Genomic DNA, 18,481 nt, shown 5'->3' with positions numbered 1-18,481 from the left:
CTCCCCACTCAGAGATCCGCCAGGTGGATGCGCCATACCCATCCGCATCGTATCCACGATGCGATTGCCTCGATACCGCCTCAAAGCAAAGAGCGGACCGCCTTCCGGTACAACCGGACGCCGTCCGCTCTTCAGCTCACTGGGGCGGAAGTGACGATCAGTCGTCGGCCCCGTCGGCCGCACTCTCTTGCAGGCTCTGCTGGAGGGCCAGGCGCTCACCGGGGGCGAGCGTGTTCAGAATCCGTTCGAGGTCGTCCGGGGAGGCGAACTCCACGGTGATCTTGCCCTTCTTCTGGCCCAGCTCCACCTTCACCCGTGTTTCGAAGCGGTCCGACAGCCGCGTCGCCAGCTCATTGAACGCCGGAGAGACCCGCGCTCCGGCCCGGGGGCCCTTGGACCGCGAAGCCTTCTGGGGCCGCGAGCCCATCAGGGTCACGATCTCCTCGACTGCCCGAACGGACAGCCCCTCCGCCACGATGCGGTGAGCGAGCCGGTCCTGCTCCTCCGAGTCCTCGACGGACAGCAGCGCTCGGGCATGACCGGCCGAGAGGACACCAGCGGCCACCCGCTTCTGCACGGCCGGTGAGAGCCTCAGCAGACGCAGGGTGTTGGAGACCTGCGGACGCGAGCGCCCAATCCGGTCGGCCAGCTGGTCATGGGTGCAGTTGAAGTCCTTCAGGAGCTGGTCGTAGGCGGCTGCCTCTTCCAGCGGGTTGAGCTGCGCGCGGTGCAGGTTCTCCAGCAGGGCGTCGAGAAGGAGCTTCTCGTCGTCTGTGGCTCGGACGATTGCCGGGATGGCCTCGAGGCCGGCCTCACGGCAGGCCCGCCAGCGCCGTTCACCCATGATCAGCTCATAGCGGGCGGGGCCGAGCTGCCGTACGACGACGGGCTGGAGGAGACCGACTTCCTTGATGGAGGTGATCAGCTCGTGGAGCGCGTCCTCGTCGAAGACCTCACGGGGCTGGCGCGGGTTCGGCGTGATGGAGTCGAGGGGGAGCTCAGCGAAGTGGGCCCCTACCGGAGGCGCGGGCGCCTCCGCGGCTGGGTTCGCCAAGGGCTCCTCGGTTTCATGTGAAACAGGCGGCAGCGTGGCCACCTTCGCTGCGGCCACTCCGCGGTCCGACATCAGCGGCACCGCGGCCGGGGATGTGGAAGCCTGGCTCCCCATCGCGGCCGGAGCCGGCTCCTTCTCGGTCGGGGCAGCAGGGATCAGTGCGCCGAGCCCGCGGCCCAGCCCCCTCCGTCGCTCGCTCACTGGACGCCCTCCACCATGTTCGGATCGTTCTGGGCGCCGATGTGGGCCTGGCTCGCGTCGTAGCTGATGCCAATGCCCCTCAGCGCGATTTCTCGGGCGGCCTCAAGGTAGGAGAGAGCGCCGCTCGATCCAGGATCGTAGGTCAGCACCGTCTGCCCGTAACTCGGCGCCTCGGAGATACGGACCGAGCGGGGAATGCTCGTCCGTAGTACCTCGTCACCGAAGTGGGTGCGTACCTCTTCCGCGACCTGCGAGGCGAGACGCGTCCGGCCGTCATACATGGTGAGCAGGATGGTCGACACATGCAGGGTCGGATTGAGGTGGCCTCGCACCAGGTCGACGTTGCGCAGCAACTGCCCCAGCCCCTCCAGCGCGTAGTACTCGCACTGAATCGGGATGAGGACCTCCTGGCCGGCGACGAGAGCGTTGACCGTCAGCAGGCCCAGCGACGGCGGGCAGTCGATGAGGACGTAGTCCAGCGGCTGCTCGTACGCCTGGATCGCCCGCTGCAGCCGGCTCTCCCGAGCCACCAGCGAAACCAGCTCGATCTCCGCACCGGCGAGATCGATGGTGGCAGGGGCGCAGAAGAGGCCTTCGACGTCCGGAACGGGCTGGACGACCTCCGCAAGAGGCCTGCTCTCCACCAGGACGTCGTAGATCGACGGAACCTCGGCGTGGTGGTCGATCCCCAGCGCGGTGGAGGCGTTGCCCTGTGGGTCGAGGTCGATCACCAGGACGCGGCTGCCGTGCAGAGCCAGCGAAGCGGCAAGGTTGACGGTCGTCGTTGTCTTGCCGACGCCGCCCTTCTGGTTGGCAACCACGATCACTCGGGTCTGCTCGGGTCGTGGCAGGCCTTCACCGGCTCGCCCCAGAGCTTCCACCGCCAGCTGGGCAGCACGACCGATGGGAGTGTCGTCCATCGGAGGCGGTGTTTCACGTGAAACATCCGCCCCCATCGACTCGGTACGGGGACCGGGGACCGGATCGGTCATCGGTCCCGCGATGTTGGCGTCGGACCGCAAGGATTCACTCTCCTCGACTTCAGGCTCGCAATGAACAGAGCCTCCCATGCCTTCGGGGTCGTGAACCAGGGAGGCCTGTTGTTCTGTGGAGAAATCCACCTCTGTGGACAACTCCGCTGCCTTTCCGAGTGAACCGAGAGGCTTACGGTCACGGGGTTCGGCCGCAGCGCGGCCCCGACTGATGATGCCGTGCAGCAGTGAGCGACGTTTCACGTGAAACACGATGCACAGCTACAGCGACCGGATCTTTGCGACACTCCGGCTTGCATGGGTTTGGCAGCTTGTGTGGAGTACGTCTCGTTCTCAATGCGATCCCGAGACACTGGTCTTGCGGGTCAGCGACGTCGCCGCACCCGTCCCGTTCGAGCGGCCTTGGCACGCTTGGCGGCGAACCGCACGCCGCCCGGGCTCTCACCGACCTCCACCCGAACCACGGTGGACGGCGGATCCACCACACCGTCGCCGACATGAAGGATGGAGGTCGACACCGCACCCAGCTTGCTGAGGGCCGTGGAGGCCGCCTTCAGCTCCTCCTCGGCGGTGTCCCCCTTGAGTGCGAGCATCTCGCCGTAGGGACGCAGCAGGGGAATGCCCCAGGCGGCCAGTCGGTCCAGCGGAGCCACGGCACGGGCGGTCACCACATGGACCGGCGGCAGCTTGCCCATGACTTCCTCGGCCCGGCCACGGACCACGGTGACATGGTCCAGGCCCAGCAGCTCGACCACCTCGGTGAGGAAGTTGGTGCGCCGCAGCAGGGGCTCCAGCAGGGTGATGTTCAGATCGTTGCGGACCAGGGCCAGCGGGATGCCCGGCAGGCCGGCTCCGGAGCCGACGTCGCACACCGTCACCCCCTCGGGGACCGCCTCCGAGAGGACCGCACAGTTCAGCAGGTGCCGTTCCCACAGGCGGGGCACTTCACGCGGGCCGATCAGGCCACGCTGGACTCCCGCCTCGGCGAGCAGCTCCGCATAGCGAACCGCATCGGCGAAGCGCTCACCGAACACTTCCCGCGCCTGTTCGGGCGCGGGGGGAAGCTCCGCTGCCTCCGTCACGGGGACCGTCCTTCCGTACAGCGCCGGGCTTCGTGCACCGGCCACCAGAACTACCAGGCTGACAAAGTTCGGCCCCGCCTGCAGGCAGACGGGGCCGTGAAACGAGAGAGGCCGATCAGGCGGGCAGTACGACGACGAACCGCTGGGGCTCCTCGCCCTCGGACTCGCTGCGCAGCCCGGCGGTCTTGACCGCGTCGTGCACGACCTTGCGCTCGAACGGCGTCATCGGCTTGAGCTTCACGGGCTCGCCGGTGCTCTTGACCTCGGCGGCGGCCTTGGCACCCAGCTCCGACAGCTCGGCGCGCTTCTTGGCCCGGTAGCCCGCGACGTCCAGCATCAGCCGACTGCGGTCACCGGTCTCCCGGTGCACGGCCAGGCGCGTGAGCTCCTGAAGAGCCTCGAGCACCTCGCCGTCCCGACCGACCAGCTTCTGCAGGTCACGGCTGCCGGAGTCGCTGATGATCGACACGGAGGCACGGTCCGCCTCGACGTCCATGTCGATGTCGCCGTCGAGGTCTGCGATGTCGAGCAGGCCCTCCAGGTAGTCCGCCGCGATCTCGCCCTCCTGCTCCAGGCGGGTGAGGGTGTCTGCACCCTCGGCAGCGGCGGAGGTGGTGCCTTCCGTCACGGGATGGGCTCCTTCTTACTTCTTGGACGGGGACTTGGGCCGCTGCGGGCCACCCTTGCGCTGCCCGGACTGGGCCTTGCTGCGGGTGCCGGAGCCGGGCTTCTGGGGCTGCTTGGCAGAGGCGGGCTTGACGTCGTCCTGCGGCTCGTCGTCGGACTTCTCCAGCGAGGGGCCCTCGTCCGCCTGCTTGGTCGCGCCGGTCTGACGCTGAGCCTTGCTCTGCCGCTTGGGCTGCTGACGCCGCGCGGCGGTGGCAGTGGCGGTGGTCGTGCCGTCCTCGGCCTGCGCCAGGGCCTGGCTCTCGCTCTTCACCACGGTGCCGTCGGTCTGGGCCGCGAGGCCCGCCTTGGTCAGGCCGTTGATGAACTTGCGCTCGGACTCGTTGCGGTCACGGCCCTTGGCGACGATCGCCTTGACGATGGTCTTCTCGCTGCGGCGGCGGACCTTGCCGTGCTGGGTCACGTGCTTGGTCAGGCGCTCGAGGTAGGCGGCCTGGGCCGTGGAACCCGGGGTCGGGTTGTTGTGGATGACGTACATCTGCTGGCCCATGGTCCACACGTTGGTGGTCAGCCAGTAGATGAGGACACCGACCGGGAAGTTGATACCGAACACGGCGAACATGATGGGGAAGACGTACATCAGCATCTTCTGCTGCTGCATGAACGGCGTCTTCACCGTGGTGTCGACGTTCTTCGTCATCAGCTGTCGCTGTGTGTAGAACTGCGACGCCGACATCATGACGATCATGACCACGGTCACGACGCGGACGTCGGTGACCGAGGCGCCCAGGGCCTCGATCGTGCTGGCGCTGTCCTTGAACTTCGCGGCGAGCGGGGCACCGAAGATGTGCGCCTTACGGGCGCTCTCCAGCAGCGACGTGTTGATGACGCCGATGGTCTGGCCCGAGGCGATGCCGTTGAGCACGTGATACAGGGCGAAGAAGAACGGCGACTGCGCCAAGATGGGAAGGCACGAGGAGAGCGGGTTGGTGCCCGACTCCTTGTACAGCTTCATCATCTCTTCGGACTGGCGCTGCTTGTCGTTCTTGTAGCGCTCCTGGATCTTCTTCATCTCGGGCTGGAGCGTCTGCATGGCCCGGGTCGCCTTGATCTGCTTCACGAAGAGCGGGATCAGGCAGATGCGGATCAGGATCACCAGGGACACGATGGACAGGCCCCAGGCCCATCCGGTGTCGGGGCCGAAGATAGCGCCGTACACCGTGTGGAACTGGACGATGACCCATGAGACGGGTGTCGTGATGAAGCTGAAAAGACTGGCAATCGTGTCCACTAATCATGCTCCTTGGGCATGGGACGAAGTCTCTGCGGCCGGGCTCGAAGGAAGCTCGGATCGAGTCTTCTCCTCGGTGGCCGGTTCGGCGGCGGAGGTTCCGCCCTTGCGTGCGCGCCAAGCGTTACGCAGCATCTCGTGCCACCGCGGGCGCTTACGCGGCGGAACATGGTCCACACCGCCGAGCGACCACGGATTGCACCGGAGGATGCGCCAGGCGGTGAGTGCCGTTCCCTTGACCGCACCGTGCCGGTCGATGGCCGTGTAGCCATAGTGGGAGCACGACGGGTAGTACTTGCACACCGGCCCAAGGAGTGGACTGATCGTCCACTGGTACAGCTTGATCAGGGCCAGCAGTGGGTACTTCATCGCGCGCCCCCTCCCAGCAGCCGCTCCACGGCGGCGTCCAGGTCTCGGGCCAGCTGTGCGTGGTCTGCGTCGCCCGCACCGGGCAGCGCTCGTACGACTACCAGGCTACCGGGGGGAAAATGGGCGACTCGGTCACGCATCAGGTGGCGCAGTCTGCGCTTGACTTGGTTGCGCACGACCGCGCCACCCACTGCCTTGCTCACGACGAAACCCGCACGCGTCGGGGGAGCGCTCTCCCCAGGCGCGTGCGGGTCCGTGGCACCGCTACGAAGATGGACGACGAGGAGCGGGCGGCCGGCCCGGCGACCCCGTCGTACCGCGGTCGCGAAGTCCTCGCGCCGCCTCAGCCGATGCTCGGTAGGCAGCACGACGTCATGACCTGATCGAATCAGGCGGACAGGCTTGCGCGGCCCTTGCTGCGGCGGTTCGCGAGAATCGCGCGGCCGGCACGGGTGCGCATCCGCAGGCGGAAGCCGTGGGTCTTCGCGCGACGACGGTTGTTCGGCTGGAAGGTGCGCTTGCTCACTCGGGGGCTCCAGAAAAGAATCGGTGGTGGCGGGGTGCCGTCCTGGCTGTCACCGTGCGCCCACGAGTAGCTCGCGTCACGCCCGAGTGCACCGCTTCCCGATCACCTGCTAGTGATCTGTGCCCATCGGAGGCAGGCGGCAGCAGCCATCGACAACTCGACCTGGTTACGGTACGCGGGGCTGCGCCATTCGGTCAAACCAGGGGTCAGGAGAGACACTGTCCACAGGCTGGGGACAACAACTTGAACCGTACCCGCCGCGCTGACTACCGTGGCTGGACTCCGATGCGTTCCCTTGTCCCCGCCCGAGCGGGATCGCCCCACCCGTCCACCCGATCTTCATCCCGAACCCGTTCCCGAACCACACGTTCGTGGGACCTGCGAGAGAGCGTGCCCTGTGGCTGACGTACCTGCCGATCTTGCCGCAGTGTGGCCACGAGTTCTGGAGCAGCTCCTCGGTGAGGGCCGCGGACAGGGTGTCGAGGTGAAGGACGAGCACTGGATCCGGCGCTGCCAGCCGCTCGCGCTGGTCGCGGACACCGCTCTGCTCGCCGTGCCGAACGAATTTGCGAAGGGCGTACTGGAGGGCCGTCTCGCGCCGATCGTGAGCGAGACCCTCAGCCGGGAGTGCGGGCGCCCCATCCGCATCGCCATCACCGTCGACGACTCCGCGGGCGAGCCGCCGGCCCCGAAGGCGTCCACGCCTCAGCCGCAGCCGCGCTACGAGGAGCCCGAGCTGCCCTCCGGACCGTACGAGGGCTACGGCCGCCACCGTGCGGCCGATCCGCAGCAGGGTGGCGAACCGCCGTCCCGCGGGGACCAGCTCCCCACCGCGCGGCCCGCGTACCCCTCCGAGTACCAGCGGCCCGAGCCCGGCGCCTGGCCGCGCCCCGCACGGGACGAGTACGGCGGCTGGCAGCAGCCACGGCTCGGTTTCCCCGAGCGCGACCCCTACGCCTCGCCGCAGGACTCCTACGGCACTCCGTCCCAGGAAAGCTACGGTCCGCCGTCGCAGGACTACCGATCGCCGGGCCGGGAGCGCCAGGCGTACGAACAGCAGCGCGGCAAGTACGAGGGCCCCCGCTCCGATTACGACCGCCCGGAGTACGGCTCCCGGCCGGACTACGAGCGCAAGGACCGGCAGGACTACGACACGCCCCGCGCCGACTACGACCAGCGCGAGCCGGTCCGCCGAGAGCTGCCCGATCAGCCGTCGGGCACCGGCCCCGCACGCCGCGGCGGCCCGGTCCGTCCGGACCTGCCCCCGACCGGGGCCGGAGGCGCCCCCGGCCCGCTGGCCGCGCAGCCCGCGCCGGCGAGCGGTCCCGGTGAGCCCACCGCGCGGCTGAACCCCAAGTACCTCTTCGACACCTTCGTCATCGGCGCCTCCAACCGGTTCGCGCACGCGGCCGCGGTGGCCGTCGCCGAAGCACCGGCGAAGGCGTACAACCCCCTGTTCATCTATGGCGAGTCGGGGCTCGGCAAGACCCATCTGCTGCACGCCATCGGGCACTACGCGCGCAGCCTCTACCCGGGCACGCGGGTGCGGTACGTCAGCTCCGAGGAGTTCACCAACGAGTTCATCAACTCCATCCGCGACGGCAAGGGCGACAGCTTCCGCAAGCGCTACCGCGAGATGGACATCCTGCTCGTCGACGACATCCAGTTCCTGGCGGACAAGGAGTCGACGCAGGAGGAGTTCTTCCACACCTTCAACACGCTCCACAACGCCAACAAGCAGATCGTGCTGTCCTCGGACCGGCCGCCCAAGCAGCTGGTCACGCTGGAGGACCGGCTGCGGAACCGTTTCGAGTGGGGTCTGATCACCGACGTCCAGCCGCCCGAGCTGGAGACGCGCATCGCGATCCTGCGCAAGAAGGCGGTCCAGGAACAGCTCAACGCCCCGCCGGAGGTCCTGGAGTTCATCGCCTCCCGGATCTCACGCAACATCCGCGAGCTGGAGGGCGCGCTGATCCGGGTGACGGCGTTCGCGTCGCTCAACCGGCAGCCGGTGGACCTGGGCCTGACCGAGATCGTCCTGAAGGACCTGATCCCCGGCGGTGAGGACTCCGCTCCGGAGATCACGGCGCCGGCCATCATGGCGGCCACCGCCGACTACTTCGGGCTGACGGTGGAAGATCTGTGCGGCACCTCACGCGGCCGCGCCCTGGTCACCGCCCGGCAGATCGCCATGTACCTGTGCCGTGAACTGACCGACCTGTCGTTGCCGAAGATCGGCGCGCAGTTCGGCGGCCGCGATCACACGACGGTCATGCACGCCGACCGCAAGATCCGCGCGCTGATGGCCGAGCGGCGCTCGATCTACAACCAGGTGACCGAGCTGACGAACCGCATCAAGAACGGCTGACCGAGCCGCAGCACCGTGCGGAGGGCGCCCCCGGGAGGAGATCCCGGGGGCGCCCTCCTGTGTGGGCCGAGAGCCTCCCGCGCGGTTGCCGGCACTCCTGCCGTGCGCTGCCACGACCGGCTGCCGACGGGTCGTCGAGGGGCCGCCGCCGTTCGCCGCCGTTCCTCCCCGGCCACCGGGTGTTCGAATACCTGCGTGGTTACGGCCACCCTCCACAGATTCGCCGACTTTCTTCCCTCCACATCCTGGGGACTGTGAAGTTGTCCCGAGCCGCGTCCACAGGGATCTTTGAGAAGGAGCGTCCATGCAGCTCAGCGGCCTGTGGAATCGTGGACGACGGATCTCCACAGCCTGTGGACGAAACGGAGATCCACAGGCTGTGCACGGAGTTGTCCACGGGCAGCCCACAGGCTGGAGCCGGTTGTCCCCAACGATCCCTGGCTTCTCCACATGGCTGTCCACTGTTCGGCAACGCGACGCACCAGATCACCGCGTCGAGTGAAAGCCGTCACACGAGGCTGCCGGATTGGGGTGTGGGAAACGTGGGTAATCCTGGGGACGCAGCTGGGGAGAACTGCGCTCAGGCTGTGGGCGGTGTGTGCAGAACTTTCCGTTCTCCACAGAAACCCCGAGTTGTCCACCGCCTCCACCCACAGGGTCAGTGGACAAAATTCCGGCCCTGAGCTGGGCAAACATGGTTATCCACGGTATCCACAGGCCCTACTACTACTCCCAACTAGAGAGAGCTGGGAATCCGTTTCGAAGCGGGGCCTGTGCACAACTCGCCGTCTCGAGCCCGGCTGCCCCTCGGAGCGACTTGACCCCGACAGGCACCTACTGTCAGTGCGGTGCGTCAGACTGGTCCCCGGTGTCCTGCCCGTCGCAGTGGGCGGTGACACCGAGTCGGAGGACTCAGTAGCAACAGCAGGAGGCGGCTTACGGTGAAGATCCGGGTGGAACGCGACGTACTCGCGGAGGCAGTGGCCTGGGCGGCACGCAGCCTCCCGGCCCGTCCGCCGGCGCCTGTCCTCGCCGGCCTGCTGCTGAAGGCCGAGGACGGCAAGCTGAGCCTGTCGAGCTTCGACTACGAGGTCTCCGCGAAGGTCAGCGTCGAGGCCGAGGTCGACGAGGACGGCACCGTCCTCGTCTCCGGCCGGCTGCTCGCCGACATCTCCCGCGCCCTCCCCAACCGGCCGGTGGAGATCTCCACAGACGGTGTACGGGCGACCGTGGTCTGCGGTTCCTCGCGGTTCACTCTCCACACCCTGCCTGTGGAGGAGTACCCGGCGCTGCCGCAGATGCCGAACGCGACCGGCACCGTGCCCGGCGAGGTCTTCGCGGCCGCCGTCTCCCAGGTGGCCATCGCCGCCGGCCGCGACGACACGCTGCCCGTCCTCACCGGTGTGCGCATCGAGATCGAGGGCGACACCGTCACCCTCGCCTCCACCGACCGCTACCGCTTCGCGGTCCGCGAGTTCCTGTGGAAGCCGGAGAACCCGGACGTCTCCGCGGTCGCCCTGGTGCCCGCCAAGACGCTCCAGGACACCGCAAAGGCGCTGACCAGCGGTGACAGCGTCATCCTCGCGCTGTCCGGTTCGGGTGCCGGTGAGGGCCTGATCGGTTTCGAGGGTGCCGGACGGCGTACGACGACCCGTCTCCTCGAGGGCGACCTGCCGAAGTACCGCACGCTGTTCCCGACCGAGTTCAACTCCGTCGCGGTGATCGAGACCGCCCCCTTCGTGGAGGCCGTCAAGCGAGTGGCCCTGGTCGCCGAGCGGAACACCCCGGTGCGGCTGAGCTTCGAGCAGGGCGTGCTGATCCTGGAGGCCGGTTCCAGTGACGACGCACAGGCTGTGGAAAGGGTCGACGCCCAGCTGGAGGGCGACGACATCTCGATCGCCTTCAACCCCACGTTCCTGCTGGACGGCCTGAGCGCGATCGACTCCCCGGTGGCGCAGCTGTCGTTCACGACGTCCACCAAGCCGGCGCTGCTCAGCGGCAAGCCCGCGCTGGACGCGGAGGCGGACGAGGCCTACAAGTACCTGATCATGCCGGTGCGGCTCAGCGGCTGAGGCCGTCCACAGCTGTGCACAGTGCTGGGCACCGCAGTGGTGCCCAGCATCGTGACCGGGTGACGAGCCCCGCAGCCGGATGGGATTCCGCAGGTCAGGCCGTGCGTATGAGCGCGTATGCCCACAACTGTGCACGCGCGTCCGGGTTTAGGCTCGGCTCGGCACTCCGGTGCCTGTCACGGCACACACCGACCTAAGGAACACAACTGATGGAGCTCGGTCTCGTCGGCCTCGGCAAGATGGGCGGCAACATGCGCGAGCGGATCCGCCGCGCGGGCCACACCGTCATCGGGTACGACCGCAACGCGGACCTCGCGGACGTCCACAGCCTCGAGGAGCTTGTGGGCAAGCTGTCCGCTCCCCGCGTGGTCTGGGTAATGGTCCCGGCCGGCGAGCCCACCCAGGCCACGATCGACCAGCTGGCCGAGCTGCTGGAGCCCGGTGACGTGGTCGTCGACGGCGGCAACTCCCGCTGGACGGACGACGAGAAGCACGCCGAGGAGCTGGCGGCCAAGGGCATAGGCTTCGTGGACTGCGGTGTCTCCGGCGGCGTCTGGGGCCTGGAGAACGGGTACGCGCTGATGTACGGCGGCGACGCCGAGAACGTCGCCAAGGTGCAGCCGGTCTTCGACGCGCTCAAGCCGGAGGGCGACTTCGGCTCGGTGCACGCCGGCAAGGTCGGCGCGGGCCACTTCGCGAAGATGGTCCACAACGGCATCGAGTACGCGATGATGCAGGCCTATGCCGAGGGCTGGGAGCTGCTGGAGAAGGTCGACTCCGTCACGGACGTGCGCGAGGTCTTCCGCTCCTGGCAGGAGGGCACGGTCATCCGTTCCTGGCTGCTCGACCTCGCGGTGAACGCCCTGGACGATGACGAGCACCTCGACGGCCTGCGCGGTTACGCACAGGACTCCGGTGAGGGACGCTGGACCGTGGAGGCCGCCATCGACAACGCGGTGCCGCTTCCCGCGATCACCGCCTCGCTGTTCGCGCGGTTCGCCTCCCGGCAGGAGGACTCGCCGCAGATGAAGATGATCGCCGCGCTGCGCAACCAGTTCGGCGGCCACGCGGTAGAGAAGAAGTAATCCACAGGATCCTTCCACGATCCACAACCCTGGGGGAGGTCGGCGGACGACCATGCACGTCACGCATCTTTCGCTGGCCGACTTCCGCTCGTACGCCCGGGTCGAGGTTCCGCTCGACCCGGGTGTCACCGCCTTCGTCGGCCCCAACGGGCAGGGCAAGACCAATCTCGTCGAGGCCATCGGCTACCTCGCCACCCTCGGCAGTCACCGGGTCGCCTCGGACGCCCCCCTGGTCCGCATGGGCGCCGAGCGCGCGGTCGTCCGGGCGCAGGTCCGGCAGGGTGAGCGGCAGCAGCTGATCGAGCTGGAGCTGAACCCGGGCAGGGCCAACCGGGCCCGCATCAACCGTTCCTCGCAGGTCAGGCCTCGGGACGTGCTGGGGATCGTCCGGACGGTGCTGTTCGCGCCGGAGGACCTCGCGCTGGTCAAGGGCGACCCCGGTGAGCGGCGCCGGTTCCTGGACGAGCTGATCACCGCGCGCTCCCCGCGCATGGCGGGGGTGCGCTCCGACTACGAGCGGGTGCTCAAGCAGCGCAACACGCTGCTGAAGTCCGCCGCTCTCGCACGCCGGCACGGCGGGCGTTCCATGGATCTGTCCACCCTGGACGTGTGGGACCAGCATCTGGCGAGTGCGGGCGCCGAGTTGCTCGCCCGGCGCCTGGACCTGATCGCCGCGCTGCAGCCGCTGGCGGACAAGGCGTACGAGCAGCTGGCCCCCGGTGGCGGTCCGGTGGCGCTCGAGTACAGGCCGTCGGCGCCCGGTGAGGCCCACACGCGCGAGGATCTCCACGGTCAGCTGCTGGCGGCCCTGGGTGAGGCGCGCAAGCAGGAGATCGAGCGGGGTGTGACCCTCGTCGGCCCCCATCGGGACGATCTGGTTCTCAAACTCGGTGAGCTGCCCGCCAAGGGGTACGCCTCGCACGGCGAGTCGTGGTCGTACGCCCTCGCGCTGCGGCTGGCCTCGTACGACCTGCTGCGCGCGGAGGGCAACGAGCCGGTGCTGATCCTGGACGACGTCTTCGCCGAGCTGGACGCCCGCCGCCGGGAGCGGTTGGCGGAGCTGGTCGCGCCCGGTGAGCAGGTGCTGGTCACCGCCGCTGTGGACGACGACGTACCCCATGTGCTGGCCGGTGCGCGGTACGCGGTGGCCGGCGGGTCGGTGGAGCGCGTATGAGCACTGAGGAACCCACCCCGAAGAAGGACGAGCCGTCCGGTGTCGACCTTGCGCGCGTGGCGTTGCGCGCGGCGAAGGAGCAGGCACGCGCGCGTGGGGACGCGGCGCGGCAGAAGAAGCAGGCGCGGCGTGGTGGCGGGCTGCGCTCGGGCGCGCGTGCCGATGGCCGTGACCCGATGGCGCTCGGGGCGGCGATCAACCGGCTGCTCACCGAGCGGGGCTGGGAGACGCCGGCCGCGGTGGGCGGGGTCATGGGTCGCTGGCCGCAGATCGTGGGTGAGGATTTGGCGAAGCACTGTGTGCCGCAGCGGTACGACGAGGACGAGCGGGTGCTGTCGGTGAGCTGCGACTCGACGGCCTGGGCGACCCAGTTGCGGCTGCTCGCCCCGACGCTGGTGGCCCGGCTCAACGAGGACCTCGGGCACGGCACGGTCCGGCTGCTCAAGGTGAACGGTCCGGGTGGTCCGGCCCGGCGTTACGGCCCACTGCGGGCGCCGGGGAGCACCGGGCCCGGCGACACCTATGGGTGACGTACCTCACGTCCGGTGGTCGTCGTGCGGTGCCGTCGTGGCCCGTGCCGCAGTGCTGTGCACAGGTGTGGATCACGTGCTGACCCGCCAGTAGCCAAGGGTTGACGGCTCGAAGCGCTGAGTGCCGCTGTGAGCCCCTTGAAGCCCCCTTCCGTATATCGGTACCCGGCCGAGACCGGTTCAGGGCGGCACATGGGGACTCAGGTACCGGCAAACCCCCATCACTGTCGGCGCTACCGGTAGACTGGGAGACAATCCCGCCCCAGTCGTGGGGACGTCCGGGAAAAGCTGAGCAACGCTGATCAAGGCTTACCGACGCAACATGCCGCAGCCGCTCCGGTAACCCTCTCCAGGAGGGGCACCACCAGGAGCCTGGCTCGTGCTGTGCCAGAAAGGGCGCTTCGTGGCCGATTCCGGCAACCCCAACGAGAACATCCCGTCCACCGACGCCGGCGTGACCGGCGAGGCCGCGGCATCCGGCACGGTCTCCGCCTCCTATGACGCCAGCGCCATCACCGTGCTCGAAGGGCTGGACGCGGTCCGCAAGCGACCCGGCATGTACATCGGCTCGACCGGTGAGCGCGGCCTGCACCACCTGGTGTACGAGGTCGTCGACAACTCGGTCGACGAGGCGCTGGCCGGCTACGCGGACACCATCGACGTGACGATCCTCGCCGACGGTGGCGTGCGGGTCATCGACAACGGACGTGGCATTCCGGTGGGCATCGTGCCCTCCGAGGGCAAGCCGGCTCTCGAGGTCGTGCTGACCGTGCTGCACGCGGGCGGCAAGTTCGGCGGCGGCGGCTACGCGGTCTCCGGCGGTCTGCACGGTGTCGGTGTCTCGGTCGTGAACGCCCTGTCGTCCAAGGTCTCCGTCGAGGTCAGGACCGACGGCCACCGCTGGACGCAGGATTACAAGATGGGCGTTCCGACCGCCCCGCTGGCCAAGCACGAGGCCATCGAGCGGACCGGTACGTCGGTCACGTTCTGGGCCGACGCGGAGATCTTCGAGACCACCGAGTACTCCTTCGAGACGCTGTCGCGGCGTTTCCAGGAGATGGCGTTCCTCAACAAGGGGCTGACGCTCAAGCTCACCGACGAGCGTGAGTCGGCGAAGGCCACCAGCGGCGCGGACGAGGCGGGTGCGGACGAGAAGGCCGAGGTCAAGTCGGTCACGTACCACTACGAGGGCGGCATCGTCGACTTCGTGAAGTATCTCAACTCCCGCAAGGGCGACGCGGTGCACCCCACCGTCATCGACCTGGAGGCCGAGGACAGGGACAAGAGCCTGTCCCTCGAGGTCGCGATGCAGTGGAACAGCGGCTACAGCGAGGGCGTGTACTCCTTCGCGAACATCATCCACACGCATGAGGGTGGTACGCACGAGGAGGGCTTCCGGGCGGCCCTGACGAGCCTGATCAACAAGTACGCGCGTGACAAGAAGCTGCTGCGCGAGAGGGACGACAACCTCACCGGTGACGACATCCGCGAGGGTCTGACCGCGATCATCTCGGTCAAGCTGAGTGAGCCGCAGTTCGAGGGCCAGACGAAGACCAAGCTGGGCAACACGGAGGCCAAGACCTTCGTGCAGCGGGCGGTCTACGAGCACCTCAACGACTGGCTGGACCGCAACCCGGTAGAGGCCGCGGACATCATCCGCAAGGGCATCCAGGCGGCCACCGCGCGCGTGGCGGCCCGCAAGGCCCGTGACCTGACCCGGCGCAAGGGCCTGCTGGAGTCGGCGTCCCTGCCGGGCAAGCTCTCCGACTGTCAGTCGAACGACCCCACCAAGTGCGAGATCTTCATCGTCGAGGGTGACTCCGCCGGCGGCTCGGCCAAGTCCGGCCGGAACCCGCAGTACCAGGCAATCCTCCCGATCCGCGGCAAGATCCTCAACGTCGAGAAGGCCAGGATCGACAAGATCCTGCAGAACCAGGAGATCCAGGCGCTGATCTCCGCGTTCGGCACGGGCGTGCACGAGGACTTCGACATCGAGAAGCTCCGGTATCACAAGATCATCCTGATGGCGGACGCCGACGTCGACGGTCAGCACATCAGCACCCTGCTGCTGACCTTCCTGTTCCGCTTCATGCGGCCGCTGGTCGAGGCCGGGCACGTGTACCTCTCCCGCCCGCCGCTGTACAAGATCAAGTGGGGTCGGGACGACACGGAGTACGCGTACTCGGACCGCGAGCGTGACGCGCTGATCGAGATGGGGCGGCAGCGCGGCAAGCGCGTCCGCGAGGACTCGATCCAGCGCTTCAAGGGTCTCGGCGAGATGAACGCCGAGGAGCTGCGGGTGACCACCATGGACCAGGAGCACCGGGTCCTCGGCCAGGTCACGCTCGACGACGCCGCCCAGGCCGACGACCTGTTCTCGGTCCTGATGGGCGAGGACGTCGAGGCTCGACGCGCGTTCATCCAGCGCAACGCCAAGGACGTCCGCTTCCTCGACATCTGAGTCGGTCTCAGTTGACCGCACCAGGAAGGATCTTCACCAGCAATGGCCGACGAGAACACCCCTGTCACCCCTGAAGAGGGCGGCGAACTCGTGATGCGTGTCGAGCCCGTCGGGCTCGAGACGGAGATGCAGCGCTCGTACCTGGACTACGCGATGTCCGTCATCGTGTCCCGTGCGCTGCCCGACGTCCGTGACGGTCTCAAGCCCGTCCACCGCCGTGTGCTGTACGCGATGTACGACGGCGGCTACCGCCCCGAGCGCGGCTTCTACAAGTGCGCCCGCGTCGTCGGTGACGTCATGGGCAACTACCACCCGCACGGCGACTCCTCGATCTACGACGCCCTGGTGCGCCTCGCCCAGCCGTGGTCGATGCGGATGCCGCTGGTGGACTCCAACGGCAACTTCGGCTCCCCGGGCAACGACCCGGCGGCGGCTATGCGCTACACCGAGTGCAAGATGGCGCCGCTCTCGATGGAGATGGTCCGTGACATCGACGAGGAGACCGTCGACTTCACGGACAACTACGACGGCCGCTCGCAGGAGCCGACCGTCCTGCCGGCCCGTTTCCCGAACCTGCTGATCAACGGCTCGGCCGGTATCGCGGTCGGTATGGCGACCAACATCCCGCCGCACAACCTGCGCGAGGTCGCGGCCGGCGCCCAGTGGTACCTGGAGAACCCCGAGGCCTCGCACGAGGAGCTGCTGGACGCGCTCATGGAGCGCATCAAGGGCCCGGACTTCCCGACCGGCGCGCTCGTCGTGGGCCGCAAGGGCATCGAGGAGGCCTACCGCACGGGCCGTGGTTCCATCACGATGCGCGCGGTGGTCGAGGTCGAGGAGATCCAGGGCCGCCAGTGTCTGGTCGTCACCGAGCTGCCGTACCAGGTGAACCCCGACAACCTGGCGCAGAAGATCGCCGACCTGGTGAAGGACGGCAAGGTCGGCGGCATCGCCGACGTCCGCGACGAGACGTCGTCCCGTACCGGTCAGCGCCTGGTGATCGTCCTCAAGCGGGACGCGGTCGCCAAGGTCGTCCTGAACAACCTGTACAAGCACACCGACCTGCAGACGAACTTCGGCGCCAACATGCTGGCGCTCGTCGACGGAGTGCCGCGCACCCTTTCCCTGGACGCGTTCATCCGCCACTGGGTGACGCACCAGATCGAGGTCATCGTCCGCCGGACCCGGTTCCGGCTGCGCAAGGCCGAGGAGCGGGCGCACATCCTGCGCGGTCTGCTGAAGGCCCTGGACGCCATCGACGAGGTCATCGCGCTGATCCGGCGCAGCGACACCGTCGAGATCGCGCGCGGCGGCCTGATGGACCTCCTGGAGATCGACGAGATCCAGGCCAACGCCATCCTCGAGATGCAGCTGCGGCGGCTGGCCGCCCTGGAGCGCCAGAAGATCGTCCAGGAGCACGACGAGCTCCAGGTGAAGATCAACCAGTACAACGAGATCCTCGCCTCGCCGGTCCGCCAGCGCGGGATCGTCAGCGATGAGCTGGCCGCGATCGTCGACAAGTACGGCGACGACCGGCAGACCAAGCTGATCCCGTACGAGGGCGACATGTCCATCGAGGACCTGATCGCCGAGGAGGACATCGTCGTCACCGTCACGCGCGGTGGCTACGTCAAGCGGACGAAGACGGACGACTACCGGGCGCAGAAGCGCGGCGGCAAGGGCGTGCGCGGTACGAAGCTGAAGGAAGACGACATCGTCGACCACTTCTTCGTCTCCACCACGCACCACTGGCTGCTGTTCTTCACGAACAAGGGCCGGGTGTACCGGGCGAAGGCGTACGAGCTGCCGGAGGTCGGCCGGGACGCGCGCGGGCAGCACGTGGCGAACCTGCTCGCCTTCCAGCCGGACGAGGCGATCGCCGAGATCCTCGCGATCCGCGACTACGAGGCGGCGCCGTACCTGGTCCTGGCCACGAAGTCCGGTCTGGTCAAGAAGACGCCTCTGAAGGATTACGATTCGCCCCGCGCCGGCGGTGTGATCGCGATCAATCTGCGTGAGCGGGAGGACGGAACCGACGACGAACTGATCGGCGCCGAACTCGTCTCGGCCGACGACGATCTCCTTCTGGTCAGCAAGAAGGCGCAATCGATCAGGTTCACCGCCTCGGACGACACTTTGCGACCGATGGGCCGTGCCACCTCGGGCGTCAAGGGCATGAGTTTCCGCGAGGCAGACGAGCTTCTCTCGATGAATGTCGTTCGACCCGGTACGTTCGTGTTCACTGCTACGGACGGCGGGTACGCGAAGCGGACCGCCGTCGACGAGTACCGCGTCCAGGGTCGCGGCGGCCTGGGTATCAAGGCCGCCAAGATCGTGGAGGACCGCGGCTCGCTCGTCGGCGCGCTGATTGTCGAGGAGAGCGACGAGATCCTCGCCATCACCCTGTCCGGCGGTGTGATTCGTACGCGAGTCAGCGAGGTCAGGGAGACGGGCCGTGACACCATGGGCGTCCAACTGATCAACCTGGGCAAGCGCGATGCCGTGGTCGGTATCGCACGTAACGCCGAGGCGGGGCGCGAGGCGGAGGAGGTCGGCGGCGAGGACGTCGTCGACGAGACCGCCGAGGCTGCCGCGACCACCGGCACGGACGAGGGTGAGGCGCCCTCGGCCGAGTAGCACGAGGAGTGA

Annotated in this window: 15 protein-coding genes; 7 read left to right on the top strand and 8 right to left on the bottom strand. The window is 68.1% G+C overall.

Annotated elements, in window-relative coordinates:
- Positions 1 to 157: 157 nt before the first annotated feature.
- The 8 genes from ACFVVO_RS11170 to rpmH all read right to left on the bottom strand — a co-directional run bounded on the left by ACFVVO_RS11170 (position 158) and on the right by rpmH (position 6,142).
- The gene (locus ACFVVO_RS11170) at positions 158 to 1,255 is read right to left on the bottom strand and encodes a ParB/RepB/Spo0J family partition protein (RefSeq protein ID WP_390053769.1); all 1,098 of its coding nucleotides are present in this window, start codon (positions 1,253 to 1,255) and stop codon (positions 158 to 160) included.
- Positions 1,252 to 2,325, bottom strand: a complete 1,074-nt coding sequence (locus tag ACFVVO_RS11165) for a ParA family protein (protein ID WP_390054120.1) — start codon at positions 2,323 to 2,325, stop codon at positions 1,252 to 1,254. Before ACFVVO_RS11165 ends, ACFVVO_RS11170 begins: the two co-directional genes overlap by 4 nt.
- Before the next feature lie 287 nt (positions 2,326 to 2,612).
- Positions 2,613 to 3,329: a 16S rRNA (guanine(527)-N(7))-methyltransferase RsmG gene (gene rsmG, locus ACFVVO_RS11160; RefSeq protein WP_390053767.1), complete on the bottom strand. Its 717-nt coding sequence runs from the start codon at positions 3,327 to 3,329 to the stop codon at positions 2,613 to 2,615.
- 115 nt (positions 3,330 to 3,444) lie between these two features.
- The gene (locus ACFVVO_RS11155) at positions 3,445 to 3,957 is read right to left on the bottom strand and encodes a R3H domain-containing nucleic acid-binding protein (protein WP_071380548.1); all 513 of its coding nucleotides are present in this window, start codon (positions 3,955 to 3,957) and stop codon (positions 3,445 to 3,447) included.
- 15 nt (positions 3,958 to 3,972) lie between these two features.
- Positions 3,973 to 5,247, bottom strand: a complete 1,275-nt coding sequence (gene yidC / locus ACFVVO_RS11150) for a membrane protein insertase YidC (protein WP_390053765.1) — start codon at positions 5,245 to 5,247, stop codon at positions 3,973 to 3,975.
- A 3-nt stretch (positions 5,248 to 5,250) separates the two neighbouring features.
- Entirely contained in the window at positions 5,251 to 5,616 is a 366-nt protein-coding gene (gene yidD / locus ACFVVO_RS11145) for a membrane protein insertion efficiency factor YidD (protein WP_390053763.1), read from the bottom strand.
- Positions 5,613 to 5,984, bottom strand: a complete 372-nt coding sequence (gene rnpA / locus ACFVVO_RS11140) for a ribonuclease P protein component (RefSeq protein ID WP_390053761.1) — start codon at positions 5,982 to 5,984, stop codon at positions 5,613 to 5,615. Before rnpA ends, yidD begins: the two co-directional genes overlap by 4 nt.
- Before the next feature lie 20 nt (positions 5,985 to 6,004).
- Positions 6,005 to 6,142, bottom strand: coding sequence for a 50S ribosomal protein L34 (gene rpmH, locus ACFVVO_RS11135; RefSeq protein ID WP_005482975.1), 138 nt, complete (start codon positions 6,140 to 6,142; stop codon positions 6,005 to 6,007).
- Positions 6,143 to 6,539: 397 nt separating this feature from the next.
- Between rpmH and dnaA the strand changes: the two genes are divergently transcribed.
- The 7 genes from dnaA (at position 6,540) to gyrA (ending at position 18,469) form a co-directional block, all read left to right on the top strand.
- Positions 6,540 to 8,510, top strand: a complete 1,971-nt coding sequence (gene dnaA / locus ACFVVO_RS11130; RefSeq protein ID WP_390053760.1) for a chromosomal replication initiator protein DnaA — start codon at positions 6,540 to 6,542, stop codon at positions 8,508 to 8,510.
- 941 nt (positions 8,511 to 9,451) lie between these two features.
- Positions 9,452 to 10,582: a DNA polymerase III subunit beta gene (gene dnaN / locus ACFVVO_RS11125; protein WP_390053759.1), complete on the top strand. Its 1,131-nt coding sequence runs from the start codon at positions 9,452 to 9,454 to the stop codon at positions 10,580 to 10,582.
- Positions 10,583 to 10,791: 209 nt separating this feature from the next.
- A complete protein-coding gene (gene gnd, locus ACFVVO_RS11120) occupies positions 10,792 to 11,667 on the top strand; it encodes a phosphogluconate dehydrogenase (NAD(+)-dependent, decarboxylating) (protein WP_390053758.1) in 876 nt (291 codons plus the stop codon).
- A gap of 52 nt (positions 11,668 to 11,719) precedes the next feature.
- Positions 11,720 to 12,841 carry a DNA replication/repair protein RecF gene (gene recF, locus ACFVVO_RS11115; RefSeq protein WP_390053757.1) on the top strand — a complete coding sequence of 374 codons (1,122 nt, stop codon included), beginning with the start codon at positions 11,720 to 11,722 and terminating at the stop codon, positions 12,839 to 12,841.
- Positions 12,838 to 13,371 carry a DUF721 domain-containing protein gene (locus ACFVVO_RS11110; protein WP_390053755.1) on the top strand — a complete coding sequence of 178 codons (534 nt, stop codon included), beginning with the start codon at positions 12,838 to 12,840 and terminating at the stop codon, positions 13,369 to 13,371. The genes recF and ACFVVO_RS11110 overlap by 4 nt, the downstream gene beginning before the upstream one ends.
- Positions 13,372 to 13,750: 379 nt before the next feature.
- Positions 13,751 to 15,832, top strand: a complete 2,082-nt coding sequence (gene gyrB / locus ACFVVO_RS11105; RefSeq protein WP_390053754.1) for a DNA topoisomerase (ATP-hydrolyzing) subunit B — start codon at positions 13,751 to 13,753, stop codon at positions 15,830 to 15,832.
- Positions 15,833 to 15,874: 42 nt separating this feature from the next.
- Positions 15,875 to 18,469 (top strand): DNA gyrase subunit A, encoded by a 2,595-nt coding sequence (gyrA, locus tag ACFVVO_RS11100; RefSeq protein ID WP_390053752.1) that lies wholly within the window; start codon positions 15,875 to 15,877, stop codon positions 18,467 to 18,469.
- The last annotated feature ends 12 nt before the right edge of the window (positions 18,470 to 18,481 follow it).

The sequence above is a fragment of the Streptomyces sp. NPDC058145 genome (assembly GCF_042884245.1).
Classification (GTDB): domain Bacteria; phylum Actinomycetota; class Actinomycetes; order Streptomycetales; family Streptomycetaceae; genus Streptomyces.
The sequence above is the reverse complement of the archived record's forward strand: the minus strand, read 5'-3'. Positions and strand labels throughout refer to the sequence as shown.